This is a genomic window from Streptomyces sp. RerS4 (genome assembly GCF_023515955.1).
GTDB lineage: Bacteria > Actinomycetota > Actinomycetes > Streptomycetales > Streptomycetaceae > Streptomyces.
Genome location: NZ_CP097322.1, coordinates 7,031,075 through 7,057,145 on the forward strand (window position 1 = coordinate 7,031,075; position 26,071 = coordinate 7,057,145).

The following is a 26,071-nucleotide window of genomic DNA, read 5'->3' on the forward strand; positions in this document are numbered from 1 at the left end:
CGCCGCCGACCGGTTCCGGTGTGCCTCACGCCGGGGACCTCCTGCGGGCGCCGGGGCGACTCAGAGGTCGGTTCCGTCCACACTGAAACCGCCACGCCGTTCGGCGCGCTCCAGGAAGGCGATCCACTTGATCCAGTCGCCGATCCCGATGCCCACCGGATGGATCTGAAGATCCTCCTCCTCGCCTCCGTCCTCGATTTTTCCCACGGAGGCGAGGACGGCCGTCACGTGGTCGTCGGAGTGGAGGCGGTACGCGGCCAGGGCCGCGGTGATCTCCTCGGGGGTGACGAAGTACTCGCCACCGAAGGCCAGTTTGTGCTCGGCGATCCCGCGGACGTCCGCCGGACGCCGGCCGCGGTACACCTCGACGTCTTCCTTGTAGGCGGCTTGGGCTGCGGCGAGGGCTTCGGGATCCTCCGCCTTCAAGGCGTCGTGCTCCGGACCCCACCACAGGTGGTGCGGCTGCTCGGGATGAGGGGGCCGCTCATGGTCGGTCATGAGCATGTTCAGCCGGCGCATCGCTGTCACGTGGTACGACATCGCCCCGATGCGGAGGTGGAAGTGCGACAGGTCGGTCGCCTCCGAGGCCCAGGACGCCCGGTGGACCTTGCGGTCCGCGGCCACGTACTGCGGAATCGTGTCGGCCCGGTGCTGATGTATGTTGCCGGCCCCGCTGTGGGGATCGATGGGCGGTCCGGGGGGAAGGGCCTGCCGTTCGTCACACGCCTGGCGGAACGCGAGGGACGCCGCCTCGTGCACGGCCTCCTCTTCGGAGGTCATCGGCTGACGGGTCTTCATGCTGAAGTACACGGAACCTCCTGAGTGAAGGCGGGCAGGCCCCACCGCGCTCGACCGGTGACCCCGACGCGTGGGCGCGCGGCGCCTCCCGGAACGGCGGTGACCGGGCCCGGATCGAATCTACGAACGATCACTTGCCACGAGCAAGCCCGCCAAGCCCCCGAGAAGCCGCAGGCGGTCAGGCGTCCACGAGGTTGTCAGCCGTCGAAGCGGGGGTGCCGCGCAACCGGCGGCGCTTGCCCAGCAGAACAGCGGTGCGTGTGAGGACCATGGCCAGGGCCATGAACACGAAGGCGTTCGAGTAGACGTCCTGCCCACTCAACTCGTTCTCGATGCTGAACACGATGACGTCCTGCGCGAACCAGTGCTCGGAACCGTAGGCGAACACCACGCGGGAGGCGGACATCAGGCTCCAGACGACCGCATAGGCGACGCCGCCCTTGGTGTAGATGTCCCCGTCGGAACCCCGGTGGGCAGGCAGCAGGACTGCGGCGATCAGGCCACAGACGACGCCCGCGCCGATACCGGCCAGCTGGAGCCAGGGATCGCTTCCGCCGAGCGGGAGCGTGTGGACGAAGAGCGCGATCACGATCGCGATGGCGATGATCGAGCGCACCAGCCGCATGTTGGTGACTTTGCGGGTCCCCAGGTCGGTGGCCAGGATGATGGTCAGGATCACCCCGCTGGCGATCAATGCGGTCAGGAACGGGCTCATGGGGCAACCCCTTGGTTCGATGAGTACGGGGGCGCCTTACGGCTCTCCCGGATCTTCCACCTGCAACGCTAGGGAGCGGGAGGGGCGGCCATGGACAACCGACCGATGGACCGGCTGTCAATCGACCGGTGGACACGGGCACACCGGGCGCCGGAGGCGCAGCCCGTGCCGATGCAGGAGCTTCCGTCCCGCATCCAGGCCCCGCCGACCGCCGCCCACACCGCCCGGCGGCGTGATCCCCCGACCGCCGATCCCCGCGGCGTGGCTCGCGGGGCGAATCCGTGTGGCCGTGAAGCGCTTCAGGAGAGCACCCACTGGGGTGGGTGTGCGGGGTCGGCGGGGCAGGTGAAGACGTGCAGGTCCCGGTCCCGGCCGAAGCGGAGCCGGGTGGGAGTGACAACGGAGGCGCTCCAGCGGATGGATTCCTTCCCCCGCAGGGACGGGTCGCGGTCTTCCAGCGGTGCCCAGCTGTGCGAGCCGGCGTCCATCTCGTCGCCCACGGCGGTCAGCAGCAGCCGCATCGCGGCGGAGCAGGACGCGCAGGTGATGTCCATCGGACCCGTCGACGCCCAGCTGGGAAAGCCCCCGACCCGCCAGCCGGGCGGTATCGAGAGGTCCCCCTGATAGCTGAGGGCGTCACGGCCGTGCTCCGCGCTCTGGGCGTCGTCCCAGGCGTCGATGAGAGCGATGAGCGGGGCGGGCAGCGTGTCGTCCTCCGCCCAGGGGTAGGTGTCCACCTCTTCGGGGTGCAGGACGCACGGTTCGGGAAGGTCGTGGTCCCATCGCAGCACGGGTACTTCGGGCGCGGCGGTGAGGAACCGGTCCGCGCGCTCGGCCTCTGCGGCCTGCCGCCACCGCAGCAGGTAACGGCGCTCGTAGTGCGGGCCGTGGGTGAACGGGCAGCGCAAGAGCTGCACCAGGTCCGCGCCGTCGGGCCCCGCTGCCAGGCCGGGGACGTCCCGGCGGAAGAACTGGGCGAGCCCCGTGAACGGCACGGGTCCGTCCTCCCCGGGGGCACCGGCGCCGCTCCAGGGCCGGCTCCGCGGCCACGCGCCCGAGGCACGGGCGCTGCGGATCTCGTCCGGCGCATAGCCCTCGGTCTCGGGCCGGTGCGGCTCGCGGCAGACCGGCCACGACTCGTCCTCCGGCCACAGCATCGGCCCGCCGACATGGCTGTCGTGCATGCCGGGCCGCCCGGGCCTGGGGTGCAGCCGGGTCGTCAGGCCGCGGTAGGAGGCCAGCTCCGGGAAGACAGCCTCCACGGACACCGGTCTGGCCGGCGTGGTCCTGATCATGCGCCGACCGTACGTGGCACAGGAGAGGCCACGCGAACGGATTGCCGCGGGGCCCCGAGGTCGCTCAACGCTGAAGCGCTCGTCTGCGCGTGACCCCATGCACCCTGCACGGTCGACCCGGAAACTCCTCCGCCGACGCGTACGCATGCCACAACTCGTGCCACTGCACGCGACGGACACCGTGGAGAGTCGTGCCCACGACACGAACTCCGTCCTTCCCACCCCGGGGGGCAGCGCCTGCACCGGACGAGCTGAGCAACCTGAGCCGACCGGCGCTGCTGCTCGCGACCGCAGGCCACAGACCGGTATGGCCATCGCAGCCTGTCTCCGCCACCCTGTCCTGCGGGCGTCCTCGAGGGACAGCCCCGGGCCCTCATCGGTGAGCTCCAGGACGCAGACGGGGGTGCCTGGCGGCAGGGGCGGGGTGGGGCCGGCGCGGTGCGGGGCGTTCACACCGCCGGTGTCCCCGGCGGTCCGTGTCGTGCCGACCAGGGGGCCGCCGGCCGAGCGCAGGTGACGACGGCGTCGAGCCGGCCGGCGATCCAGAGGTGGCCTCGGCTGCGCAGTACGTCGACCATGACCTCGCCCAGTGCGTCGGCGAGCCGCTCGGGGCAGGGGCGCCGGGACCGCCACACGACGGCCGTGAGGGTCGTCCGTCCGTACCCGCTACCGGTCGGTCGGCAGGTCGGTGCGATGCCGTTCGAGGTCGGTGACGGCGTCGAGGTCCACCACGACCGTGTGGCGGGTGTGCACCCCGTCGGGATCCGTCTCCCGGGTCAGTTGCCAGGTGTCCGCGAAGCCCCAGCTGCCGCCCGTATAGACGCCCTTGATCCTGCCGTCCACCGTTCCGACCGCGTCGAAGGGGCCGTCCTGCCAGCGGAAGGTCCAGTGGATCCGGTACCAGGCGTCCAGCTGCCCCGGGGCGGCCAGGAAGTGCCCGCCGCTCGTGTCCCTCGGATCGGCGACGAGATCCTCGGGTCGGTCCTGGCCGGTGGTCAGTGCGACGAGGCCCGAGGCGTCGGTCTCGGCGGTCGCCGGATACGTACGGCCGTGGTGGACCGCGTAGGCCTTGGGGCGGAAGTGGTCGACCTCGGTCAAACGTCGCACCAGGTCGTGCAGTGGCCGGAGCAGGTCCTCGCGGTGCTCGCTCAGCTCGGTGACCTCGTGGCGTGGGAAGACGCCGCGGTAGCCGATGACCCGGCGCTTGAGGTGCCGCTTGGCGAAGTCTTCGTCAGAGCCGAGGTAGTTGCCCGAGAGCGTGGTGGGCGCGGCGGCGGTGCACTCGAACGGCTCGTCGTGCCAGCGGAACGTCCACCGTACGGTGTACCAGGCTTCGAGGTGCTCCGGCGCGACCGGGTATCCCACCGTCCCGTCGGGGGCCTCGCGCGGGGAGAGGCCCGCGGGTGCGGGGCGGCCGGGCTCGGGCAGCAGTTCGACGTACGGCCACAGGCCCGCGGCGGCACGGGCCTGGTAGGGGTCGCCGAGGTAGGCGGCGACCTCGCCGGTGACCGGGAAGGGGTGGCCCGCGGGGTCAGTCATAGTAATTCCATAGCCCTTCGTTCTTGTCGAAGAAGCCGACGGCCTCTTCGGTGCCATCGGCGTGCATACGCCAGATCTCGGCATGGTCCGGGAAGGCGGTGGGCTTGGCCTCCCACTCCGGGACGCCCCCGCCGGTGTAGCCGGTGCCGAGGAACGGGTCGTCCCAGGCCCGTCCGGGGCTCTGGCCGGCCATGCCGGCGACGTGGTCGGCCAGCCCCTGGTCGCCGACCGCGCCGAGGGTCGCATCGGCCCGCATGCCGTGCGGTGACGGGAAGCGCAGCTGGTACGCCTCGGACGCGCCCGGCGGGACGGGCGTCCACCCGGCCCCGCCGTCGTCAAGGGCGAGCCCGTCGCGCAGCTCGTCCATGCTGCGCAGGTCGGCGGTGTCGGAGCCGCGCGCGATGGAGCCGCGGAACTCGCCGGGGTCGAAGTCGCGCCCGCCGAGCGTCGTGTCGTTGTCCAGGTAGGCCTGCGCGACCTCGGGCTTGAGCACCTTGGTCACCATACGGCCGTCGTCGAGCTTGATGCCGTCACGGACCCCGACGACCTCGCGAGCCTGCGGCTCGGTCAGGTCGTTGGTACGGGTGAGCCGGAGCTTGTCATGCTCGGAACGGTCCAGGCCGCGTGCCGCCAGCTGGTCGTCGATTTCCTCGTGATAGCTGGGGCCGTCGCGTAGCGCGCTGTTGTCGTACTGTTCGGCTCCACCGGGGCCCTCGGCGGCGTCGGCCTCGTTCTCGGTGGGGGCGGCGGGGTCCTGAGCCTCTGCTGCCGTCGGCTCGGGAGCGTCGATCGGCGCGGTCGGTTCCGGGGCTTCGTCGGCGGAGCGCGGGGCGTCTCCTGGGGGCTTTGGGGTTTCGGCCGGCTCGGGGGCGTCCGTGGGTGCTGTGGGTTCCGGGGCTTCGTCGGCAGAGGGCGGGGCGTCCGTAGGCGGTTCCGTAGCCTCGGCCTGCTCTGGAGCAGGCTCAGGTGTGAGCGGCTCGGGGGCGTCCGTCGGTGCGGTCGGTTCCGGGGCCTCATCAGACGAGGCGTCTGTAGGCGGCTTCGTACCCTCAGCCGGCTCGGGAGCAGCCTCCGTCGTGGCCTCGGGCGCGGCCGGCTCGGGGACCTCCGTCGGTGCCGTGGGCTCCGGGGCCTCATCAGCCGGACCCGAAGCCTCAGTCGGCGGCTCCGGGGCCTCGTCGGCCGGGGGTGTGGTGTCGCCGGGTGGCTTAGGAGCATCGTCGACCGGCGCGGCCGGCTCCGGGGCCTCATCGGCCGGAGGCGGAGCTTCGGGTGCCGGTGGGAGCTCTTCGCGGGGACGGTCGCTCATGGGGTCGCTTCGGGAACGCCGATGAGCGCGGGGCGGTCGTTGCGGTCGACGTAGGCGAAGGCGTGGGAGGCGCGGTTCGCCTTGTAGTACTCGATCATCATCCGAAGGCTACGTTGCCCCGCGGTGGTGGAACCGGCCGGGGTCGGCGACAACTATGAGGAGCGGTCCCCGACATGGGTTGCAGCGACGCAGTCTGTCCTCGCCGCTGCCCGTCCTCCAGATGGACCCCCGACGGACGTCCGTGGTCACGGCTTGCGTCCCACAACGGCGTCGCGACGGAGGGGTAGGCGAGGTGGTTCCACACCGGTGCGCGTCGGGGCTCGCCGCGCGGGCCGAAAACGCGCGGTCCCCACCCCCACGCACGGCCGGGTCGAGCACCGCCCGGACCGCGGGCCATGTCGGCGTGCTTGCCCTGGACGAGGAGGGCCGCGGGTGCCGCGCTCAGTCGGGCGCCAGTGGTTCGTACATGGATCGGTGGCCGTGACGGGGTGAGGGAGTCCAGCGCGCCGCCGGGATGGACCACCACGCTCGTCACCGTGCTGCCGGCCGCCCGCAGGCGGCGGTCGAGTTCCACGCCGAAGTACATCTGTGCCAACTTGCAGCGTCCGCAAGTGTGCTTGGGCTGGTAGTCCGTCAGCGACTGCAGGTCGTCCGTCGACCACGAGCAACCTGCGCCCCGGGCCGCCCCCGGTCTTCCGCTGCTCCGCCTCGAAGCGCACCCGCGCCTCGGCGTCCGGGGCGCCGAGCCTGCGCGGCTCGCCCGATGTGATCACCACGGACCGGCCGTACTACCGCCTCGCCGGCACAGGGGCACCCGGGGAAGGGATCCCTGCGCCGGGGTGTGATCACTGACCCACTCGGCCGTCGATCCGCTCGCGCAGCAGGTCGGCGTGGCCGCAGTGCCGTGCGTACTCGGCGATCTGCGCCACCAGGATCTCCCGAAGCGGCGCCTCCCCGGTCCGCGTGCCGAGGTCGGCGAAGCCGGCGATGAAACGGTCGGTCACTTCCCTCTCGGTCCGCCAATGGTGCCAGGCGTCCTCCACGACCGCCGGGTCGGCGATCGCGCCGTTCCAGTCACCGTCGCGGTCTTCGGCGGTCCGGTAGATCCTGGGCGAGTCCTCGCCGGCCATCCGGCGGAAGTGCCGTTCGTCCTCGGCCATGTGCCGCACCAGCCCGAGCAGGGACATCGTGGACGGCGGTACGGAGCGCTGGGCCATCTGCTCGGCGTTCAAGCCCGCACACTTCATCTCGATGGTGAGGCGGAAGTAGCGCAGACTCTCCAGCAGCGCGCCGCGTTCGTCGACCGTCTCGGCTTCGGTCTCGCGCGGGTCGTCGTCCGGGTCCACCCACATGTCGGGGTAGATGGTGGACGGGGTCCACCGAGTCACCACTGCTTCGTTGTTGCGCTCGTCTGAGTCCATGGGTGCATCGTGGTGCGCGTCGACTCCGTCCGCCACTGAATTCTCCGACCGGACCACCTGCCACCGCCTCACCACTGGCGCCTGGAAGGTCCTGCAGTGCGGCGACCCGACAGCCGGCGGCTCCGGGACGTGACCATCGCGCAACGCTGAGAACGAAGACGCACACCTACGGTTCACGCTGTGACCGTCTGCCGGAACGGGGCCTGCGCATCCCGCCGGGGCCTACGCCCGTCGCGATGTGCGCAGGGCGCGGGGGAGGTTGTCGTGGATGCGGCGTAGGGCGTGCTCGAAGTAGATCTTGTAGCCGGCGCAGTAGTAGTCCTTCGTCTCCAGGATCTTCGCGTCCTTGAGCGAATGGAACATGCAGCCGCTGTAGCACAGGTCGAAGAAGGCGCACTTCGAGCAGGTGGCCAGCACCTTGCTCTCGCGCGCCTCGATCCCGTTGAACAGCACCGTCCGCGCGACGTGCTCCGGCTCCATCTCGTGGATGTTGCCGTAGCGGAACGACGGCTCGCCCTGGAACATGCCGCAGGGGAAGAGGTCGCCGTCGGGTGAGATGCCGAGGAAGAAGCGATGGCAGCTCAGGGTGTAGAAGCAGCTCTGGGCCACCGCGTCACCGAGGATGCGGGCGATGTGCTGGCCGAACGGCTCGATGGAGATCTTCGGATCCGGGTCGTCGAACCAGGCGTCGAACATCCGCACCAGGAAGTGCCCGTACTCTTCGGCGCTGATGCCCAGGTCGGCCCCCAGGGCGGTGTCGGCCAGCCCGGAACGCGTCAGGGGGTTGATCTTCATGTGGATGCGCCGACTGGTGAACTCCTCGTAGACGGCCTCCGGTTCCCCGACGTTGTTGCGGTTCACCGTCACGATCGCGCCGGCCGCCCGTCCCCGTTCCTGCAGGCGCCTCGCGGCGTCCACGGTCGTCGCGTGCCCGCCCGCGCCGGAGCCGCGGCGGCTGCCCTCGTTGAGTACGGGAAGCATCCGCCGCAGCTTCCGGGACGCGTCGTTGAGCTCGGGCGGGCCGTCGAGGCTCAGGCCGATGCTCACGTCGTTGGCCAGCAGGAACTCCAGCATGTCGTCGTCGAGGTGGGTGCCGTTGGTCTGCGTGGAGTTGGTGTACGCGACTTCGGTGGTGCCGGCCCGCTGCTCGGCGAAGACACGCTCGAAGAAGCCGCGGCCGCGCAGCAGCGGCTCTCCGCCGTGCCACACGAAGTGGACCGACTCGAAGAAGTCCGAGTCGAGGAAGGCGCGCACCACCCGGCGGGCGGTCTCGTCCGTCATCTTCTTGTGGAAGACGGACGGCTCGATGAAGCAGTAGCGGCACTGCATGTCACAGGCGTTCGTCACCTTGATGATCAGAGTGACGTGAGGACTGAGCATCATCCCCGCACCAGCCTTTCGAGACGTCGCTCAACGCGCTCGAGGCGCCGGTCCGCGTCCGCGAGCGCCCTGCCGCCCGCCGGGGAGTTCCGGGGCGCCTCGATCACGACGAGGCCGTAGGGGTTGCCGAAGTAGTCGTACTCGCGGACGGTGCACGGATAGCCCGAGAAGTCGGACGCGTACCACTGCGAGCGGTGGTGGTCCGGCTCTTCGCGGCCCTCCCGACGCCAGCCGTCGCCGAGCGGGATGCGGACCACGACGACCCCGCACAGGCCCGCCGCCGCGTCGAGCAGCGCCCGGCCGTCGTCCTTGGGCAGGTGCTCGATGACGTCGCCGAAGAGGATGACGTCGTAGGAATGCTCGGCGGCACGCCGGGGCACCAGCCGGCGGATGTCGCCGACGAGGATCTCCGTATAGAGGTGTCGGGCGTGCGGCTGCACCCGCTTCTCGTCGATCTCGATGCCGTCGATGCGGACGGCCCACTCCGAGGGCTGGACGCGGCCGGACCACACGTCGAGGTACTGGCGCAGCAGGCCGCCCCAGAGTCCGAAGCCGATCCCGGCGTCGAGGACCGCCGACGGCCGGCGTTCGACGATCGTCTGCAGGCAGTCCTCCATGCCCTTCCAGATGCTCAACGGCACGGCTCTCGCCCTTCGTCGTCGCGTTGTGGGGGCACGCACAGTGCCCGGCGCACTCCGGCTGCGAACTCGTCGTCGTACGCGCCGAAGCGTGCGTGGTCGCAGGCGTCCCAGAACCACCTCAGGGCGTCCGCAGCGTCCCGGTTGGCGATCTCCGCGAGCGGGGCATGCCACGCGGCGGGCAGTGCGACGCCGGCCGGAGCGACCGGTGGCCGCCCGAACATCGCAGCCCGTGGGACGTCGCCCGCGAGGTGCGAGAGCAGGCCGATGGTGGCGGAGCGGCCGAAGCGGCGCCTGGCCGTGGCCGACACCTCCTCGCGCCGGGGCGGTCGGGGGGCGCTCAGGACGTCGTAGACCGCCCGCAACAGGAGCTCCTCCTCGACGTGGGGCCTGCCGGTCTCCGGATCCGCCTCGACATCGACGAGCGTCCCGCCCACCTGGGCCAGGACCTCGGCGAAGCCGTCGTAGCGAGGCGCGATGGCGGGGGTGCCACAGGCCAGCGCCTCTGCCGGCGCCCGGCCGAACGTCTCGAAGTGGCTGGTGGAAGCGGTGACGAACACGTCGGCGACGTTGTAGAGATCGGCGAGCTGCTCGGGTGTGGGGTCGAGGACCAGGTGCACGCCGCAATCCCTGCCGAGTTCCCGGCGGGCGGCCGCGAGGTAGTCGTGGTCGACGAGATGGCTCGCGATCACGACCTGGAGGTCGGGGAAGAGCACGCGGGCCTTCAACCCGACCCGTAGGAGCCGGTAGAGGTCCTTGTCGGGCTGGGACCGCCCCGCGAACAGGAGCATCCTGCCCGGGGGGATCGACAGCTCCTCACGGGTCCTCGCGGCCCCGGGCCGCAGCCCGAAGAGGCCGTCGTCGATGCCGTACGGTTCCCCGACCGTCACCTGGAGGCCTCGCGCCGCGTAGAGGCCGGCCGAAGGCGTCGACCCGAGGAAGACCCGGTCCTGCGGAGCGGCGAAACGCCGGTAGAGGGCGATGGCGCCGATGTCGTACCAGCACCGGGGGTTGAGGTACGGCAGTACGGTCGCGGTTCCCGCGAACCCGTGGGCCCGCAGGAGCGCGGCCCACAGGAACCCGCCGGGTCCCTCGGCGACGACGGCCGGCAGCGCGACGAAGTCGGCGAGGGCACCGACGAGACGCTCGAACGTCGGGAGGGCGGGAGGTCCGCCGTTGAGCGAGGGCGCGTCGGTCGCCAGGCGCACGGTCACCGGTACGTGCTCGCTCAGCCACCGGGCCTCCACGCTGCACGTGGTGTCGGTGTAGGGGAAGTAACCCACGGTGGGCATGGGGGCGATCGTTCCCGCCTACTGCCCGCCACCGGGCGGCTCTTCGGATTCCTTGGGCTCCTTGGCCGGCCTGGACGCCTCGGACGCCTTGGACTCCTCGGACCTCTCGGACTCCTCGACGGCGGGCCGGACCAGCACGTCGTAGGACGGCGGCTGGAAGGGGGGCACGGTCCGCACCAGAACCTCGTAGTCATGCCGCAGCTCCGGCTGGGACCGCACCAGCACGTCGTAGTCGGGCGACAGCCCGCGTCGCGGTTCCGGCCCGGCCTTGAGCTCGTCGATCGTCTTGCGCAGGGCCCGTACTTCCTTCAGCAGTTCCGCCAGCTCCTGCTCACGTTCCTGGTCAGAGTTCGCCATTCCTACCTCGCTGGTGGTCTACGGATGTCAGTGCTCGCGTCGTCGGGCGATCGCGGCGCCGCGTCGAGGAGAGCGCTCAGGCGCGCGAGGGCCCAGGCCTCCGCGTCGTCGCCCGGGTCCCGTTCGAGACAGGCGCGCAGGTCGACGTGCCGGTCGGCCCACCCGTTCCCGGGCCGGTCGTAGGGGTGGAGGACGGAGACGAGGAAGTGCGCCAGGTCCGAGCGCCGGGGGTCGTCCGGCTCGGGGGTGACGAAGAAGGTGCGGATCGGCGGCGCGTCGTCACCGATCACGCCCGCGGCCTCGAAGTCCACCGCGCGCACGTCGTCGTCCGCGTCGACCAGGAAGTTCGCGAGTTTCGCGTCGCCGAGGTAGACGCCGGCCGCGTGGAACCGGTCGAGCAACGTCCACGCACGATCGAGGTGCCTGACGCGGAGCCGCCCGGTGAGCTTGTGGTGCAGGAGGCTGGTGCCGTCGACGTACTCCAGGACGAGCACGACCTTGCGGGGGACGTCCAACACGTCCAGCAGGGCAGGGGCCATGCGGTCCAGATGGCGTTCGGCGAGGATCCGGTAGCAGGCGAGTTCCCGGCGCAGGAGGTCGCAGCCGTCGGTTCCGTCCGGCTGCAGCTGCCCGCGATGGTAGCCGGCTTTCAGCACGACCTCCCGGAGGGTCTCGCCGGTCGTGTCCATGGCATGGAAGACGCCGCACTTCCCCTGCTGGGCCAGGGCGCGGAAAACGGGGTAACGGCGCAGGAAGCGCCGCACCTCGGCGTCCTCCGGCTCCGGGTCCGTGAACGCGGCGAGGAGGTCCGTCACACCCTCGGGGACGGCGTGGACGAGGCTGCTCCGGTTGTCCTCGACCTCGTGACGGCCCAACACGAGGGTGCGGCCGAGGTAGCAGCCGAAGCGGTAGTAGAGGGGGAGCCGGCCGCCGAACGGCCGGGCGCAGGGCACCGCGGGGCACTGGTCGCGGTACGGTCCGAGCGCGTCCTTCAACGTTTCCAGGAAGACGGCGTCGGGATGCGGCAGATAGACGACCAGGCATTTGCCGATCTGCGAGTACCCGTACGCCCCGGCGTTCAGCTGCTGGAGGGTCGCGACGTCCTTGACGTACTTGAAGTGCAGCCCGGCCCCCAGCAACAGCGGAGCCAGGCGGCACAACACCTCGCGGGCGTTGCCCGGGGTCATCGACACGTAGAGCTTCCACCCCTGGCCGATGCCGGGGGAGAGCGCTCCGCACGCGTACCAGTAGGTGGACTCGGTGAAGGGGATGCGGGCGTCGAGCTCCCGGGGGTGGGGCAGCGCCGGGACGACCGCCGCTTCCGCTTCCGCTGCCGCTGCCGCTCGGGCTCCGGGCGTGAGGGCGGTGCCGGCGCTCAGCACTCCACCAGAACCGTGGTGACGGTGACCGTGGTGATCGTGGGGGTGGCCGCCTCGTCGTCGGCCCCCGCGCGTGCGGGCAGGAGCGCGGCGAGGTCGCGCTCACCGGTCGCGAAGGTGAACAGGCGGCTCACCCGTTCCTCGTCCGTCTTCATCGCCTCAAGCTCGCGGATGACGGACTTGTACTTCTCGGGATCCTCGCGCATGGCTCGGATGACTTCGAGAATCGCCCGCTCGGTGTCGTTCTGGTCGTAGGCCATGCTTCCTCCTGGTGGGGCTCCTGGTGGGGCTCCTGGTGGGGCTCCTGGGGTTGGGAACTCACATCACCATCGCCGTCTGGGTGGCGAGACCGGTCTCGGACGCGGCCCCGGCGCCGGACGACGCTGGTACGCGACGGGACGCCATGCGGTGCGCGTGGACGGCGAGCGCGAGGATCTTCCCGTCGATGCGGATCACCAGACCGTCCGCCACCCACCGCGCGACCAGTGCCGTGATCCCGCTCTCCCCGCCCAGCGCCTCGAACGAGGCGCGGTCCTCCCCCCGGAAGCTCTCGGCGAGGAGCTTCTGCGCGACGCCGGCGTCGAGGTGGCGGTACAGCGCGGTCTCGGTCGGGTCGAGGCGATGGCGAGCGGGTGCCTTCTCCACGTCACGGTGATCGACGACGACGCTCTCCCCGCCCGGCAACTCGGTCAGCGCGAGACTCGCGCCCGCCTGGTGGGCCCGTCGCCATTTCCGGACCGCCACCTCCACCTCCGCGGGGTCCACCGGCGGGCCGAGGGCCGGGTCCACGGTGAAGTCGTGGAGGTAAACGAGCTGGTCGAGATCCGCCTTGTCGATGGGGAAGGCGTACCGGAACATCCGGTGCGCGCCGTCCCACCGGACGCCGTGGGCTTCCGGTTGCTCGAAGTACGGGCTGAAGCGGTGTAGCTGGAACCGACCGCCCCCGGAGGGTGGCTGAAGGTGCGTCAGCTTCGGGATCAGCTCCGCCATCCGCGTGTAGGACGCCTGGCTCTCTCCCGGAAGACCGAACAGCAGGTTCCAACCGCAGTGGATCCCCAGCTCCTGGCACCACTTGAGCAACAGGACGTTCTGGAACGGCTTGACCCCCTTGCGCATGAGCGCCAGGAGGTCGGCGTCCAGGCTCTCGATCCCCGGCTGCACCCAACGGACCCCGGCGGCCGCGAGCGTCTCCAGCTCACTGCGCCGCATGTTCGCCTTGATCTCGTAGAAGAACATCCAGTCGTCGTGGCGTTCGGCGATCCGGGGGAGAAGGGTCCGCAGGTACTCCCTCGGCATGATGAGGTCCATGGAGTAGAAGCGCCCCACGCCGTATCGCTGTTCGAGTCGCTCCAGCTGTGCCAGGACGACATCCGCGTCCCAGGCGCGGAACTCCATGATGTCGTGGAGGCCGCAGAACGTGCACTGCACCTTCTGCCCGTACCAGCAGCCGCGGCTGCTCTCGAACGGCAGCCACGGGTTCATCTTCTCGGTCAGGCCGAGGCGGACGAGCCGGTGGAAGTAGGCGTCGTAGTCGAGGTCGAGCTTGCGGCTGCCGCCGAGAACCAGCTCCGCGGCAGGTTCGGTCACGACTTCGCCGTGGGACGTCCGGTGGCTCACCCCGGAAAGGCCGCCCAGCGGGCGCCCGTCACGCAACCGCCGCACGAGGTCGGCCAGTACGAGCTCCCCCTCGATGTGCACGACGGCGTCCACGTACGGGCAGATGCGCAGGATCGTGCTGCCCATGGGACCGGCGCACTGTGAGCCGCCGAAGATGATCCGCAGCGAGGGGAACGCGCGCTTGAGCCGCCGCGCGACGGCCATCGACGCACCGAGCTGCGAAATGGTCAGCGAGAAGCCGACGACGTCGTACCGGGACCAGTCGGTCTGCCGTACGAGGTCGTCGAGGAATTCCTCGGTGACGGGTTCGAGTGCCGCGAGCACGGAGTCGGCCAGCTCCGGCCAGGGAAAGTCGTTGCCGAGCGGGCGCTGTTCCAGCATGCCCGTGAGGTGATCGCCTTGCTCGGGACCGTAGTAGTGCCGGGAGAAGATCCATTCCGGGAGGTAGCCGAGGAGGTTGCCCAGAAGGTTGTAGAGGTTGAGCCCGATGCGCGCCGCGTAGTCCACGTACAGCTCGTGGACATCGGACTCGATGCCTTCTTGGCGGAGCGCTGATGCGAGGGTGGCGAGCTGGATCGACGGCAGGGTGGGCGACATCCACGGCAGGGAGACCAGCGCCACCCGGGGCTCAGCGGTATTCGACCCGGCGGGCGGCTCCTGGGCGGCCGGCACGTTCGCGAAGTCGATGCGCCGGCCCGGGAGGGTGCCGGACCCCGCGATGCGACGGTCGACCTCCCGCAGGAAGGCCCCGGCCAGGCGACGGTGTTCCCGTTCGAGCTCCGCGTCGTCGAGGCAGGCCATGTGCGCCTTGAGCGCGGCGCTGAGCCGCGCCGCTTCGGACGCATCGGCGGCCGCCCCCGGCGGTGAGTCCGTCGCCGGGGGCGCGGAGGCCTCCTCCGCGCGGCGGGCGCGCTCGCTCTGGGCGAGGGTGAAGAGGACATGCAGCAGCTGAAGCCGTACCGGGTCGGACAGGCCCGCGCTGTCGCCGGCAGGCTCCTCTCGGGCATCCACGGCACTACTTTTGCCGGCTGCCCCGGTACGCCGCCGCCCAGGCGCGTCGGGGATGCACCGACGACCACCCGATCGGGCCAACTGCGTGATGCGACCCGCCCGTCGGCACGGTTGCTCAACCCCGCCGCTGCGAGCGGATGGCCCTCCTCACGTCGGGCCAGGCCAGACCGAAACGAGTCGGCGTGTCCATGCCGACCGCCGAGAGCGAGAGCGGGCGCCGGATGCGGTCGGTGGCCGGCTGGTCCAGGTGCGGGGGTCTTGGCCGACTACGGCGCTCAGAGCCTGCGGCGGGTGCCACGATCCTCGACCGAGTCAGATCTTGGCGAGGTCGGCAATGAGCGTCGAGGCGTCCGCGTACGAGTCCTTGGGAAGCCTGGCGAGTGCTGCCAGACGCGCCTTGGGAGCGCCATCACTCTCGGCCGCCTTGATGATGTCTTGCTTGGTCGCGGGCCACTTGTCGACTGCTTGGTGCTCATTGCCGGGCGTATAACCCGGCTTCGTCTTGTTCTCGTTGAGCACGGCTTTCAGGTTCTCTTCGTAGCTCACCGTGGTTCTCCTCGTGGATGCGGTGGCGATCAGGGCGGCTCACGGGGCCGAAGCGCGCGTGCCCGCACCAGCCGATCACGGTCACCGACCTCAAGCCACCGGGGTTCATCCGACTGCCGAGTGTCGGGAGGTCAAAGGAGGGCTTCGCAGGGTCGCCAACCGGCAGCCACCACCGGGCCGGCCATGACCCACCCCCACCGGACCTCCCCCGCTCGGGGGACGTCCGGAGGTGACCCGGACAGGCGCACCGGTGATCCAACGCGCGCCACCGCCGCCGAGACCGGACAGGGCAGTCGCCCCGGGCCACACGTCGCTCGACCGGGGTGGTGTCAGGCGAGGTTCTTCTCCATGGCGGCGACGTACTGCTTGATCGGGTGGTCGCGCAGGGCGTCGCTCGCCGGGGCCAGGAGGTCGGCGGTCAGGCCCTTGACCCGGTCGCCGACAGCGCCCAGCAGCGGCATCGAGGAGCGGATGCGCCCGGTGGAATCGATGTAGTGCAGGGTGTCGACGTGGGTGTAGACGGGTTCGGGCGGCAGCTGCGGGACGATGTCGTTGTTGTTGACGTAACGGTGCAGGCGGTCCTTGAAGCTCTTGTTGCAGGCGGCCGCCAGGACCCGTTCGCAGGTGCGGGGCTGCCCGTAGGTGTAGATGCCGTCGGCCTGCAGGCGCGGCGCTTCCAGGTACATGCGGCAGCCGGCCAGCATCGCGAGGGCACCGCCGAGGCTGTGGCCGGTGAACCACACGCTCTGGTCGTTGTCGCGGAAGTCGGCCAGGGCCTCCTTCACGGTGGGGAAGACGGAGTCGAGGGCCTCGCCGAAGCCGTAGTGGACGAAGCCGGTCTTGGCCGGGCCCGGCCAGGGCGGGGTGGTGGCATCGGAGAGCCAGTCGCGGATCTGGGCCGGTTCGCTACCCCGGAATCCCGTGATGATCATCTTGTCGCTGGCGATCGTGTATGCCTGAGTGTCCTGGAGCGGGAACGGCGGCGTGAAGCGGGTGTGGTGGTGACGTACGCGATCGAAGCCCCACTCCCGCGCCTGGGTCTCGACGGCCGCCTCGTCCTTGTAGGCGAGGGCCGCCGCCTGGACCATCCAGTAGGCAAGCGCCGGGCTGTGCTTCTTCGCGGTGTGGTCGATCGTCGTCGGTACGGACACGAGATGCCTTCCTACGGTGGCGGTTCACTCCTGACCCGTCGCGCCGGCACCGTCAGGCATCCGGGCCCGTCCCGGCCGGTGAGCAGGACTCATTCCGCATGACGCTAAGGGCGCCTCGGGGCCGGGACGGCGGGGACATCACAGGCCTCACACGCAGGAACGATCCCCCGCCCCCCGTTCGGCCCTGCCACCGGCCCACCGACGGAATCAACTCGCGATGCCTCCGACGCAGGCGATCCGCAGGGCCGTCTTCCCCGCCGCCGCCCTCGGCTCCCGCCTCCCGCCGTGCCGTCTTGCCGTGGACGCGTAGTTGTTCGACCAGTGCCGGTTGGAGCTGAAGTGGTCCTGGATGAGGCTGAGGTGATCGCTTGGATCAAGGACCGGTCGGCCGCCACCGCGGTGCCGTCGATCAGTACCGCCGCGTTCGGCCGGATGCAGGTACGGCTGCCCTCCGCTCCGGCGGCACCGCGTTCCTTGGCGCGGCGGGTCTGTGCTCCGTCACCTTGCAGGCCGTACGCGAACTCCGCAGGCGCCGATGGCGCCAGAGGGGCTGCGTCCTTGGGGCGCCCGGCAGCTGCCGGGCGCCACAGCAGGACGGTGTGCGTCAACGCGTGGGTCTCACTGTCGCGGCGGCACCTGAGGGCGGTGGCGACATCGCCATGAGCTCCCATGCGTCGTGGAAACACTCCAAGACCGGCTCGTGATCCTTGTGCCCGGCAGGGATCACCGCTCGCATGCGCGCCGGCACAGACTTACGGGGCGTGGTGGTCCGCCCGGCCGCCGCGCGTCCCTGTACCGGCCGATCCAAGGACTGCCTGCGTGAACGAGCGCGTTCTCACCCCCCGCAACCGGGGTTTCCTCTTTCTCGACTCCCACCCGGCAGGGTGTGAGCGGTTGGTGGCCGACATGTGGCAGGCCTGCCCCGCCCCCGTCGACGCGCCGGACGGCGACGGGCCGGTGGCGCTCGTCATCGGTTCCTCTGCCGGATACGGCCTCGCGGCCACCCTCGCCGGACTCAAGCGCGCCGGCATCCGCGGTATCTGCGTGGCCTTCGAGAAGGCCCCCACCGTACGGCGCACCGCGACGGCCGGCTGGTACCGCACCGCCGCCACCGCCGACATCGCCCGCGCCGCCGGGCGGGACGTCGTCTTCCTCAACGGCGATGCCTTCTCCGACGCGATGAAGGACGAGGTCGCCGACCTCATCGAGCAGCGCTTCGGCGGCCGGCTGGACTACCTGATCTACTCGGTGGCCGCGCCCCGTCGCACCGACCCGGACACCGGTGCCACGTACGCCTCGGTCCTCAAGCCGATCGGCCGGGCGAACCGCACCAAGACCCTCGTCTTCGACGACGACGGCGTTCCCGAGGTCCGCGAGGTCGCGACCGAGCCGGCCGAGGGCGACGACGTGCGGCAGACCGTGGCCGTGATGGGCGGCGCGGACTGGGAGCGTTGGATCGACCACCTCGCCGCGCGCGGACTGCTGGCGGACGGGTTCGCCACCGCCGCGCTCTCCTACATCGGCTCGTCGCTGACCGCGGCGATCTACCGGCAGGGCACCATCGGCGCGGCCAAGGCCCACCTGGAAGCCACCGCCCGCACCCTGAACGACAAGCTCGACAAGACGGTGGGCGGGCGGGCCGTGACTTCCGTCAACGGCGCCGCCGTCACCCAGTCGTCCACCGCGATCCCCGGCATCGCCCTGTACACCGGCCTGCTGCGCGGCGTCCTCGGCGACGGCCTCGTTCCGCCGATCCACCAGCTCGCCGCCCTGTGGGACCAGCTCACCGGCGCCGCCCCGCTCGCGCTGGACGACGAGGGCCGTATCCGTCTGGACACCTTCGAGTTGACCGACGAGGTCCAGGCGGCCGTCGCCGAACGCTGGGAGGCCGCCACCACGGCGACCATCGCCGAACTGGCCGACCTCGACTGGTTCCGCGCCGAGGTCCGACGCCTCTACGGGTTCTCCGTGCCCGGCATCGACTACGCCGCCCCGGTCACCACCGACGTCCCCTGGCCCGACCACACCGCCTGACCTGTGCGGAGCCGGAGACCGAGCGGGAGAACAGCCGGGAGTCCACCCTGCGAGAGGTCGTAGTGCCCGCCTCTGACATCACCCCAAGAGCGGCGGACTGCTGGTGATGGAGCGATCAGCGCTGGGCGGCTCAGGTCGTCGCCCGCGTGCGGCGAGCAGGCCGGGGACGACCGGGAGCGTCAGCCGGCATCGCCGGTGCGGGCTGCCAACGCACAGCTCGAATGCCGCGCCGCGGCTCCGCCGACGGCTGCCGTTGGGGCGCCAACTCCCGTGAGCTGGTGCTCGGGAGCGCTCGCGGTGGCTAGGCTGTGTGCCCTGCTTTCGGCCGCCCGGACCTCATGCGCCTACGGCATTTCAGTTGAATTGCCGTATTCGGCGAAACTGGTCGAAACAAGGTGCCGCTCCACATAGAGTCCCAGGCCAGAATGCCTGCTCCCCGCACCCGCGGGGATGACCCCTCCTGCTTCCGCGTGCGAATGGGGCGCCCTGCGGGGGGAGTGCCCCGGGGGACCGTTCTGCCGGGGGTGAACATCAGTTCGGCTGGGGTCGGTAACCACTACGGTCCAGTCGTATGACGGTTACGACACGCACGGTCGAGTACCCGGCCGACGGCCTGACGATGATCGGACACCTCGCGCTCCCGGCCGGTGTCGACCGCCGGCCCGCGGTTCTGATCGGGCCGGAGGGGCCGGGGTTGAACGACTTCCAGCGCCGCCGGGCCGACGCCCTGGCCGAGCTCGGCTACGTGGCGCTGGCCTTCGACATCAACGGCGGGCGCTGGTTCACCGACCCCGAGGAGATGCTGGCGCACACGACGCCCCTGCTCGCCGACCCCGACCGGATGCGGGGCATCGGCCACGCGGCGCTCGACGTGCTGCGCGCCGAACCGCGGACCGACCCCGAACGCGTCGCCGCCATCGGCTACGGCACCGGAGGCGCGATCGCGCTGGAACTCGGGCGCGACGGCGCCGACCTGCGCGCGATCGGGACGGTCAACGCGCTGACCACGGGCCGACCGGGCGAGGCGGCGCGCATCCGCTGCCCGGTGTGGGTCGGCGTCGGGTCGGAAGACCCGATCATGCCGCCCGCGCAACGGGACGCGTTCACCGCCGAGATGCAGGCCGCGGGCGTCGACTGGCGCCTCGTCGTGTACGGCGGAGCCTTGCACGCCTTCCACCACCCGCCAGTCGACCAAACGGTGGTCCCCGGCGTCGGCCACCACCCGCGGCACGCCCAGCGAGCCTGGCGCGACGTCGTCGGCCTGCTCGCCGAGTGCCTGCCCGTGACGGAGTGAAGTGATCTGGCCGCCCCCCGGCGCGGCAGTCAGCAGTCAGCCACCGTCGACGTAGGCGCGGGCCGCCACCATGACGTCGCGCATGCGGCCGTCGGCGATGCACTGGGCCGGCGCCTCGTCCTCCAACTGCGGGTTCATCCTGATGATTCAGGCGCGCGCCGTGTAGAGGCTCTCGGCGTCTGGACGAGCAGGAAGACCTGCAGGGCTGGTCGGGGCGTGGTGTCGCCCGGGGCCCCTTCGCCGACCTGCTTGGGGTCGCTGACCTTGGCGATCCCGCGCGGTCGCGGTCAGGCGCCGGCCCAGGTTGTCCTGGAGAGAAGGCGGGCGATCCCGCTGACGTGCATGCGCACGGTGGCGGCGGGGGAACTGTGCCGGAACCGTGCTCGTCCCTCTGAAGGGTGGTCAGGTCTCCCTCGATGCCCTGACTGGGTGCCCGTCTCTGCGGCGGGTCACGTGTTCAGGAGAAAACGGTCCGTCTGGACTCCGTACCTCGCGCCGGCAGCGAGCCGTACACCGACCTGGTCGACACCATGCTCGCAGGCGTCGCCGATCCCGCGGCCATCCTGGAGTTCGCCTACGACTGGCGCCTGCCCGTCGCCATCAACGGCCGGCTCCTGGCCGACGCGCCGCGCCGCCGCCTGACCGAGTGGCGCGACCACCCCGCCCACGCGCGGGCTCGGCGCCACCGCGTCGGGCGGACTCGTCACCCGCACCTCCAGGGCGACACGCGCGGCGTGATCACGCTCGGCACGCCGTTCCAGGGCGCGGTGAAGGCGGCGGTCATCCTCGCCACTCGCCGCGGCACCCCCGTGGCGGCGCCACCATTCCCGGCCCGGACGACCTCCTGCCGCGGTACCGCAGCCTGCGCGCGGGGACCGACGTACGCCACCTCACGCCGCGCGACGTCACCACCATCGGCGGCAGCGCCGAGCCGGCACGCGCCGCGGCGCTCTTTCACCACGGCCAGAAGCACATCACCCTGCCCGGCCACCGTTCCGTCGTCGGCGTCAACCAGCCCACCTCGCAGAACCTGACCATCACCGGGCGAGGCGGGATGCGGCCTGAGCGCGCCCGACCTCGTCGAGGCCGGCCAAGCGGGGGAGATCCACCTCGGCGACATCGACTCGCTCTCGGGCCTGACCTACCCCATCGCGGAAGCCGAGGAGTGGCTACGCCGGCCCGGCCGCCGCTTCGGGGTCAAGTCCGCGAGCGGACGGGCCGTCCTCGTCGGTGAGGAAGTAGACGTGACGGAGTTGGGCGGGCGCCCGGGGGCCGAGACTCAGGAGGGCGGGGGCGTCCTGGACCTCCTGCCAGAACTCCGCTTCGGTCGACGCGGTCCCGAGGACCACCCACGGCGTGCCGTACTTCGTCCCCGCGACCCATACCCCGAACTGCCGACGCCCCGGGCCGTAGAGGTCCTCCCCGACCGGCTCGTCCTGCATCTCGGCGACCAGATGCGGGGTGTGCGGGTGCGGGCAACCGGGTTGCAGGCGGCTTCGCTCCCACCAGGTGCGAAGCCGCTCCGTAGCCGCATCGGCGAGGTCGTCGGCGGCGTCCAACGCCCCCTGATCGGCGTTCGAGGCCGCCGGCCGGCCCACGCGCACCAGCAGCTCGTGCCCGCACGGCCGGTAGTCGAAGAGCCTGAAGATCGTGATCGGGGAGCCCATCGGACCATTGTGCCGCCATCCGGATCAGGTCCACGGACCACGCCCACGGATCACGTCCACGACGCCCCGGATTTGCGGCGGCGCGGATCAGTCGGTGTCGAGGCCGTCGATCAGGCGGTTGAGGAACCGGGTGAAGGTGGCCTCGGGCGTCAGGGGGCGTCCGGGGGCGGCGAGGGCTTCGGCGAGTTCCGGGTGGTCGCCGTCCGCGGCGACGGCGGCGAGGTAACGGGCTTCGGCCGCGGTGCGGTCGGGGGACCGTGAGGCCGCGGCCCGCGCGATCTCATGGGCGACGTGCCCGGCCACGAACGCGGTGAGTTGCGCGAAGACCTCCAGCTTCGCCGCACCGTCCAGTCCGGTGGGCCGCAGGGCGGCGAGCGCGCGTTCCAGGAAGGCCAGGGTGTTGGGGCCGGGGGTGCGGCCTGCGGCCAGAGCGGCGGGTAGCCAGGGGTGTCGCAGCATGTGGGCGCGCTGGAGGTGGGCGATGGCCTTCAGGTCGGCCCGCCAGTCACCGGTGGGTGTGTTCGTGGTCGGCAGTTCGCCGCTGACGTGATCGACCATCAACTCCAGCAGCGTCTCCTTGTCGGGGGCGTAGCTGTAGAGCGACATGGCGCCGGCTCCGACCTGCGCGGCGACTTTCCGCATGGTGACCGCTTCGAGCCCGTCCGCGTCCGCCAGGGCGACCGCCGCCGCCGTGATCGCCTCTCGGCTGTAGGCGGGCTTGCGGCCCCTGCGGGGCCGGCCGGAGCCCAGCCAGAGCCGCTCGGGGTCGATGCCCGTGGCGTCGGCCCCTCCTTCACGGGGCATGGTCCACGCTCCTTCCCTTGATCGAGGCGGCCGTTGCGGTCCTCATCCAATCATCCTCTATTCTCGTACACCGTACGTATATCGAGGAGGGGAACGATGGCATCACGCACGCGCCAGCCGCACGGTCCTGTACCGAGGTCCGCCTGGGCACCGCCTTCCGGCAAGCCGCCGCTGGCCTCACGCATGATGAGGGCGACCTGGCGCGGCCTCCCGGCCAAACGACACGACGTCGGGTGGGAGCCGGGGCTGTCGGTGCCCGCCGCCGACGGCAGCCCACTCATCACCGACCACTACTTCCCGCGCGCCGAGGGCGACTTCCCCACCCTCCTGGTGCGCTCGCCGTACGGCAGGGGCCTGCCGTGGTCTCCCATGTACGGCCTGCTCTTCGCCGAACAGGGCTTCCACGTCGTGCTGCAGAGCTGCCGCGGCACCGGCGGCTCCGGCGGTGAGTTCGACCTGTGGCGCAACGAGGTCGCCGACGGTCGGGCGACGGTGTCCTGGCTGCGCGAGCAGAGCTGGTTCAACGGAACACTGGGGACCGTCGGCCCCAGCTACCTGGGATACGTGCAGTGGGCGCTCGCCGTGGACCCGCCACCGGAGCTGAAGGCGATGGCGGTGCAGGTGGGGCTGCACGATCCGTACGCCCTGTTCCACGCGGACGGTGCGCTCCGCCTGGAGAACGCCCTCGTCGTCGGGGCCGGCATGACCTACCAGCACCAAGGCATGGCACCGTTCGTGAGGGCGACACTGCGCCTGCAGCGTCGCCTGCGTGAGGTCATCACCGCGAAGCCGCTGCGCGGGGCGTACGCATCCGCTCTCGGGGGCGAGGTGCCCTGGCTGGACGACGTCATGTCACACCCGGATGCCGAGGACGCGTACTGGGACGGCGCGTCGACGGCATCGGTCGCGGAGCGGCTGAGCGTGCCGACCAGTCTGATCACCGGATGGCACGACGTACTGGGCGACCAGACCTTCGAGCAGTACCGGCGCCTGCGTGAGGCCGGGTGCGAGACCGCCTTGCTCGTCGGCCCCTGGACCCACACGTCCGCGCTCCAGCGGGGGTGGCCCGAGGTGTTCGCCGAGAGCCTCGCCTGGCTGCGCGCGCACCTGTGCGACGATCCCACCGACCTCCGCCCCACCCGGGTGCGCGTGCACGTCGGCGGCGAAGACGACTGGCGGGACCTCGACGACTGGCCGCCGGCCGCCGCCGTCAGCCCGTGGTTTCCCACCCCGCAGGGACACCTCACCCAGCAGGCACCCGCCGAATCCGCACCGCTGACGTCGTTCCGCTACGACCCGGACGACCCCACCCCCTCCCTCGGCGGACCGCTGCTCTCCCGTACGGCCGGTCCTCGCGACAACGGCACCCTGGAGATCCGGGACGACGTACTGACCTTCACCAGCCCCCCGCTGACCGCACCCGTGGACATCCTCGGCCCGATCTCCGCGCGGTTGAGCATCTCCACGGACACCGGCCACGCCGACGTCTTCACCCGCCTGTGCGACGTGGACCCACAAGGCCGCTCCGTCAACGTCTGCGACGGGCTGGGCCGGCTTCGGACCGCCGAACAGGCGGCGCCCTCGCACCTCACCGTGCCGATGAGCTCCACCGCCCACCGCTTCGCCGTCGGGCACCGCATACGCTGGCAGATCAGCGGAGGCGCCCACCCGCGCTACGCCCGCAACCCCGGCAACGGACAGTCGCCGGTGGACGCCACCACCTTCACACCGGTGCGCATCACGCTCCACACGGACTCGGCCCTGATGCTCGCGACGCCCACCCACGGCTCCGCTGAGGCCTAACGCCTGCCGGGCAAGGCTCTGGACGAGGTCCCCCTCGTCCGGAGCCGAGCCGGTGGCGGGGCAGTGAGTGCCAGAGGTCGAGCCGAGCCGGCTCCGGCGCTGGCTCCCGACCCGGTGGCAGCGATCGACGGCCACGTCATGCGAGTCCTGCCGTCCGACGTAGCGGCAGGTTCACCCCGTGCACCGCCCCGGAGTCGGCCGATCCACCGGGTCGAGGCGGACGAGCACGCCGGCGCGCCAGCATGGCGCTCGCCTAAGCTCGGCGACGGCCTGCCGTTCAACCCCGCGCACTTCCCCGCGGTCGACCCGAACCCCACCGGCCGGCTCACCGTCCGGTCGTGACCACCGTCTCATCGCAGGAGCAACGACGTGCACCACCAGCTCACGTACGGCGACATCAAGACCGCCACCGACCGGATCTCGGGGCGCGTCCGCCCCGTCACCCTGACCCCGACCCCGCCCGCCCCGGGCACGATCCGCACCGCGCATCGCGGCCCCCGCGACCGCCGCGACGACCGCCCCGAACAGCCCTACGAGCTGTGGCTCGCCCTGGAGTTCATGCAGCACACGGGCTCGTTCAAGGCCCGCGGCGCGCAGAACTTCATCCAGGCCCACCGCGACGCCGGCACCCTCCCCGACGCGGGTGTGACGATCGCCTCGGGCGGCAACGCCGGCCTGGCCTGCGCCTGGGCCGCTCAGCAGCAGGGCGTACGAGCCACCGTGTTCCTTCCCACCACCGCCCCGGCGGTGAAGGTGGGCAAGCTCCGCGGCTACGGCGCCGACGTGCGACTGGTCGGCGCGGAGTACGCCGAGGCGCTGGCCGCGTGCGAGGAGTTCGCCGTCACCACCGGGGCGCTCGCCTCGCACGCCTACGACCACCCGCTCATCGCGGCCGGCGCCGGCACGCTGCTGGAGGAGATCCACCGGCAGATCCCCGACCTGGACACCGTCGTGGTCGCGGTCGGTGGCGGCGGACTGTTCGCCGGCGTCGCGACCGCCGCCCGGCACCACGGCATCCGCACCGTCGCCGTCGAGCCGGAGAACTGCCGCGCCCTGAACGCCGCGATCGAGGCCGGCCGCCCGGTCGACGTCACGGTGGACTCGATCGCCGCCGACTCCCTCGGCGCCCGCCGCACCTCGGCGATGGCTCTGCACGCCGCCCAGCAGGACGACGTGTACTCCGTGCTGGTGCCGGACAGCGAGATCGTCCGCGCCCGTCAGGCTCTGTGGGACGACCGGCGCATCGCGGTCGAGTACGGCGCCGCCACCGCCCTGGCCGCGCTCACCTGCCCAGACCTGCCCGCACAACCCGCCTCGGCGCGAGGTAGCTACCGACCGGGCAGCGGCGAGAAGGTATGCGTGGTCCTCTGCGGCGCCAACACCGACCCCACCACGCTCATTTCGCCCGAGAACTGACGAAGCCCCGGAGGGGGCCACTCGGACGACCAGACCGCCGCGCTGCCCCGACGCCGTCCTGTCCGGTCTCCCGGAACGTGAGTCCTGTGACATCGCGATCCGGCGGTTCCAGCTCACCGGCTGACAGACCAGTCAGTCAGTCGGCCAAGTCAGTAGCAGAGTGAGCGCCGCTCAGGCAAGCTGATCGGCATGGTTTCGGTAGTGCAAAACGTGGCGATTGACTGTTCGGATGCCTATGCGCTGGCACGGTTTTGGAGTGAGGTGACCGGTTCTCCGCTGCATCCGCAGGACAGACAGGGCGACCGGGAGACGCAAGTGATGCTTCCGGAGGGCCCGGTGCTGTACTTCAACCAGGTGCCAGAGTCGAAGACGATCAAAAACCGGATCCACTTGTGCCTCCGTCCGACGACCTCGCGCGAGGAGGAGGTGGAGCGGCTGTTGGCTCTCGGATCCACCCTGATCGCTGATCACCGCAAGCCCGACGGCACGGGTTGGGCCGTCCTCGCCGATCCTGAAGGCAACGAATTCTGTGTCCTCCGTAGCGAGTCCGATCGCGCTGCGACGCCTTCTTGAGGGTCGGACGCCTCGTCGCCCACAGCCGGCCA

At 71.2% G+C, this 26,071-nt stretch carries 23 protein-coding genes and 1 pseudogene; 5 read left to right on the forward strand and 19 right to left on the reverse strand.

The window, feature by feature from the left end:
- Nucleotides 1–60: 60 nt before the first annotated feature.
- From M4D82_RS31545 to M4D82_RS31625, 17 genes and pseudogenes are all read right to left on the reverse strand, one after another.
- Complete coding sequence (locus M4D82_RS31545) at nucleotides 61–810, reverse strand: hypothetical protein (RefSeq protein ID WP_249770854.1); 750 nt, start codon at nucleotides 808–810, stop codon at nucleotides 61–63.
- A 166-nt stretch (nucleotides 811–976) separates the two neighbouring features.
- Nucleotides 977–1,513 carry a hypothetical protein gene (locus tag M4D82_RS31550; protein WP_249770856.1) on the reverse strand — a complete coding sequence of 179 codons (537 nt, stop codon included), beginning with the start codon at nucleotides 1,511–1,513 and terminating at the stop codon, nucleotides 977–979.
- A 299-nt stretch (nucleotides 1,514–1,812) separates the two neighbouring features.
- Complete coding sequence (locus tag M4D82_RS31555) at nucleotides 1,813–2,808, reverse strand: hypothetical protein (protein WP_249770858.1); 996 nt, start codon at nucleotides 2,806–2,808, stop codon at nucleotides 1,813–1,815.
- Nucleotides 2,809–3,257: 449 nt separating this feature from the next.
- The gene (locus tag M4D82_RS31560; RefSeq protein WP_249770860.1) at nucleotides 3,258–3,443 is read right to left on the reverse strand and encodes a GTP-binding protein; all 186 of its coding nucleotides are present in this window, start codon (nucleotides 3,441–3,443) and stop codon (nucleotides 3,258–3,260) included.
- A 31-nt stretch (nucleotides 3,444–3,474) separates the two neighbouring features.
- Complete coding sequence (locus M4D82_RS31565) at nucleotides 3,475–4,347, reverse strand: hypothetical protein (protein WP_249770862.1); 873 nt, start codon at nucleotides 4,345–4,347, stop codon at nucleotides 3,475–3,477.
- Nucleotides 4,340–5,656 (reverse strand): hypothetical protein, encoded by a 1,317-nt coding sequence (locus M4D82_RS31570; RefSeq protein WP_249770864.1) that lies wholly within the window; start codon nucleotides 5,654–5,656, stop codon nucleotides 4,340–4,342. Before M4D82_RS31570 ends, M4D82_RS31565 begins: the two co-directional genes overlap by 8 nt.
- 244 nt (nucleotides 5,657–5,900) lie before the next feature.
- Nucleotides 5,901–6,308 (reverse strand): annotated as a pseudogene (locus tag M4D82_RS31575) (Rossmann-fold NAD(P)-binding domain-containing protein); the annotation flags it as partial.
- Nucleotides 6,309–6,501: 193 nt separating this feature from the next.
- The gene (locus tag M4D82_RS31580; protein WP_249770866.1) at nucleotides 6,502–7,077 is read right to left on the reverse strand and encodes a DinB family protein; all 576 of its coding nucleotides are present in this window, start codon (nucleotides 7,075–7,077) and stop codon (nucleotides 6,502–6,504) included.
- A gap of 222 nt (nucleotides 7,078–7,299) precedes the next feature.
- Nucleotides 7,300–8,460 carry a radical SAM/SPASM domain-containing protein gene (locus tag M4D82_RS31585; RefSeq protein ID WP_249770868.1) on the reverse strand — a complete coding sequence of 387 codons (1,161 nt, stop codon included), beginning with the start codon at nucleotides 8,458–8,460 and terminating at the stop codon, nucleotides 7,300–7,302.
- On the reverse strand, nucleotides 8,457–9,092 hold the full coding sequence (locus M4D82_RS31590) for a class I SAM-dependent methyltransferase (RefSeq protein WP_249770870.1): 636 nt from the start codon (nucleotides 9,090–9,092) through the stop codon (nucleotides 8,457–8,459). The genes M4D82_RS31585 and M4D82_RS31590 overlap by 4 nt, the downstream gene beginning before the upstream one ends.
- On the reverse strand, nucleotides 9,089–10,387 hold the full coding sequence (locus tag M4D82_RS31595) for a glycosyltransferase family 4 protein (protein WP_249770872.1): 1,299 nt from the start codon (nucleotides 10,385–10,387) through the stop codon (nucleotides 9,089–9,091). The genes M4D82_RS31590 and M4D82_RS31595 overlap by 4 nt, the downstream gene beginning before the upstream one ends.
- Before the next feature lie 18 nt (nucleotides 10,388–10,405).
- Nucleotides 10,406–10,744: a hypothetical protein gene (locus M4D82_RS31600; RefSeq protein ID WP_249770874.1), complete on the reverse strand. Its 339-nt coding sequence runs from the start codon at nucleotides 10,742–10,744 to the stop codon at nucleotides 10,406–10,408.
- Nucleotides 10,745–10,746: 2 nt separating this feature from the next.
- Nucleotides 10,747–12,126, reverse strand: coding sequence for a class III lanthionine synthetase LanKC N-terminal domain-containing protein (locus M4D82_RS31605; RefSeq protein WP_249770876.1), 1,380 nt, complete (start codon nucleotides 12,124–12,126; stop codon nucleotides 10,747–10,749).
- Nucleotides 12,120–12,383 carry a hypothetical protein gene (locus M4D82_RS31610; protein ID WP_249770878.1) on the reverse strand — a complete coding sequence of 88 codons (264 nt, stop codon included), beginning with the start codon at nucleotides 12,381–12,383 and terminating at the stop codon, nucleotides 12,120–12,122. Before M4D82_RS31610 ends, M4D82_RS31605 begins: the two co-directional genes overlap by 7 nt.
- Nucleotides 12,384–12,441: 58 nt before the next feature.
- Complete coding sequence (locus M4D82_RS31615; protein ID WP_249770880.1) at nucleotides 12,442–14,751, reverse strand: RiPP maturation radical SAM C-methyltransferase; 2,310 nt, start codon at nucleotides 14,749–14,751, stop codon at nucleotides 12,442–12,444.
- Nucleotides 14,752–15,063: 312 nt separating this feature from the next.
- On the reverse strand, nucleotides 15,064–15,297 hold the full coding sequence (locus tag M4D82_RS31620; protein WP_249770882.1) for a DUF2795 domain-containing protein: 234 nt from the start codon (nucleotides 15,295–15,297) through the stop codon (nucleotides 15,064–15,066).
- A 329-nt stretch (nucleotides 15,298–15,626) separates the two neighbouring features.
- The gene (locus M4D82_RS31625; RefSeq protein WP_249770884.1) at nucleotides 15,627–16,448 is read right to left on the reverse strand and encodes a lipase family protein; all 822 of its coding nucleotides are present in this window, start codon (nucleotides 16,446–16,448) and stop codon (nucleotides 15,627–15,629) included.
- An 819-nt stretch (nucleotides 16,449–17,267) separates the two neighbouring features.
- Here M4D82_RS31625 and fabV point away from each other — a divergent pair.
- A complete protein-coding gene (fabV, locus tag M4D82_RS31630; RefSeq protein ID WP_249770886.1) occupies nucleotides 17,268–18,482 on the forward strand; it encodes an enoyl-[acyl-carrier-protein] reductase FabV in 1,215 nt (404 codons plus the stop codon).
- A gap of 571 nt (nucleotides 18,483–19,053) precedes the next feature.
- Nucleotides 19,054–19,776, forward strand: coding sequence for a dienelactone hydrolase family protein (locus M4D82_RS31635; RefSeq protein WP_249770888.1), 723 nt, complete (start codon nucleotides 19,054–19,056; stop codon nucleotides 19,774–19,776).
- Between the two features lie 1,169 nt (nucleotides 19,777–20,945).
- Here the strand turns inward: M4D82_RS31635 and M4D82_RS31640 are convergent.
- Nucleotides 20,946–21,443 (reverse strand): hypothetical protein, encoded by a 498-nt coding sequence (locus M4D82_RS31640; protein ID WP_249770890.1) that lies wholly within the window; start codon nucleotides 21,441–21,443, stop codon nucleotides 20,946–20,948.
- An 87-nt stretch (nucleotides 21,444–21,530) separates the two neighbouring features.
- Nucleotides 21,531–22,247 carry a TetR/AcrR family transcriptional regulator C-terminal domain-containing protein gene (locus M4D82_RS31645; protein ID WP_249770892.1) on the reverse strand — a complete coding sequence of 239 codons (717 nt, stop codon included), beginning with the start codon at nucleotides 22,245–22,247 and terminating at the stop codon, nucleotides 21,531–21,533.
- Between the two features lie 186 nt (nucleotides 22,248–22,433).
- On the opposite strand from M4D82_RS31645, the gene M4D82_RS31650 reads away from it, so the two are divergent.
- From M4D82_RS31650 to M4D82_RS31660, 3 genes are all read left to right on the forward strand, one after another.
- The gene (locus tag M4D82_RS31650) at nucleotides 22,434–24,050 is read left to right on the forward strand and encodes a CocE/NonD family hydrolase (protein ID WP_249772334.1); all 1,617 of its coding nucleotides are present in this window, start codon (nucleotides 22,434–22,436) and stop codon (nucleotides 24,048–24,050) included.
- A gap of 369 nt (nucleotides 24,051–24,419) precedes the next feature.
- Nucleotides 24,420–25,466: a threonine/serine dehydratase gene (locus tag M4D82_RS31655; protein ID WP_249770894.1), complete on the forward strand. Its 1,047-nt coding sequence runs from the start codon at nucleotides 24,420–24,422 to the stop codon at nucleotides 25,464–25,466.
- 189 nt (nucleotides 25,467–25,655) lie between these two features.
- On the forward strand, nucleotides 25,656–26,039 hold the full coding sequence (locus M4D82_RS31660) for a VOC family protein (protein WP_249770896.1): 384 nt from the start codon (nucleotides 25,656–25,658) through the stop codon (nucleotides 26,037–26,039).
- The last annotated feature ends 32 nt before the right edge of the window (nucleotides 26,040–26,071 follow it).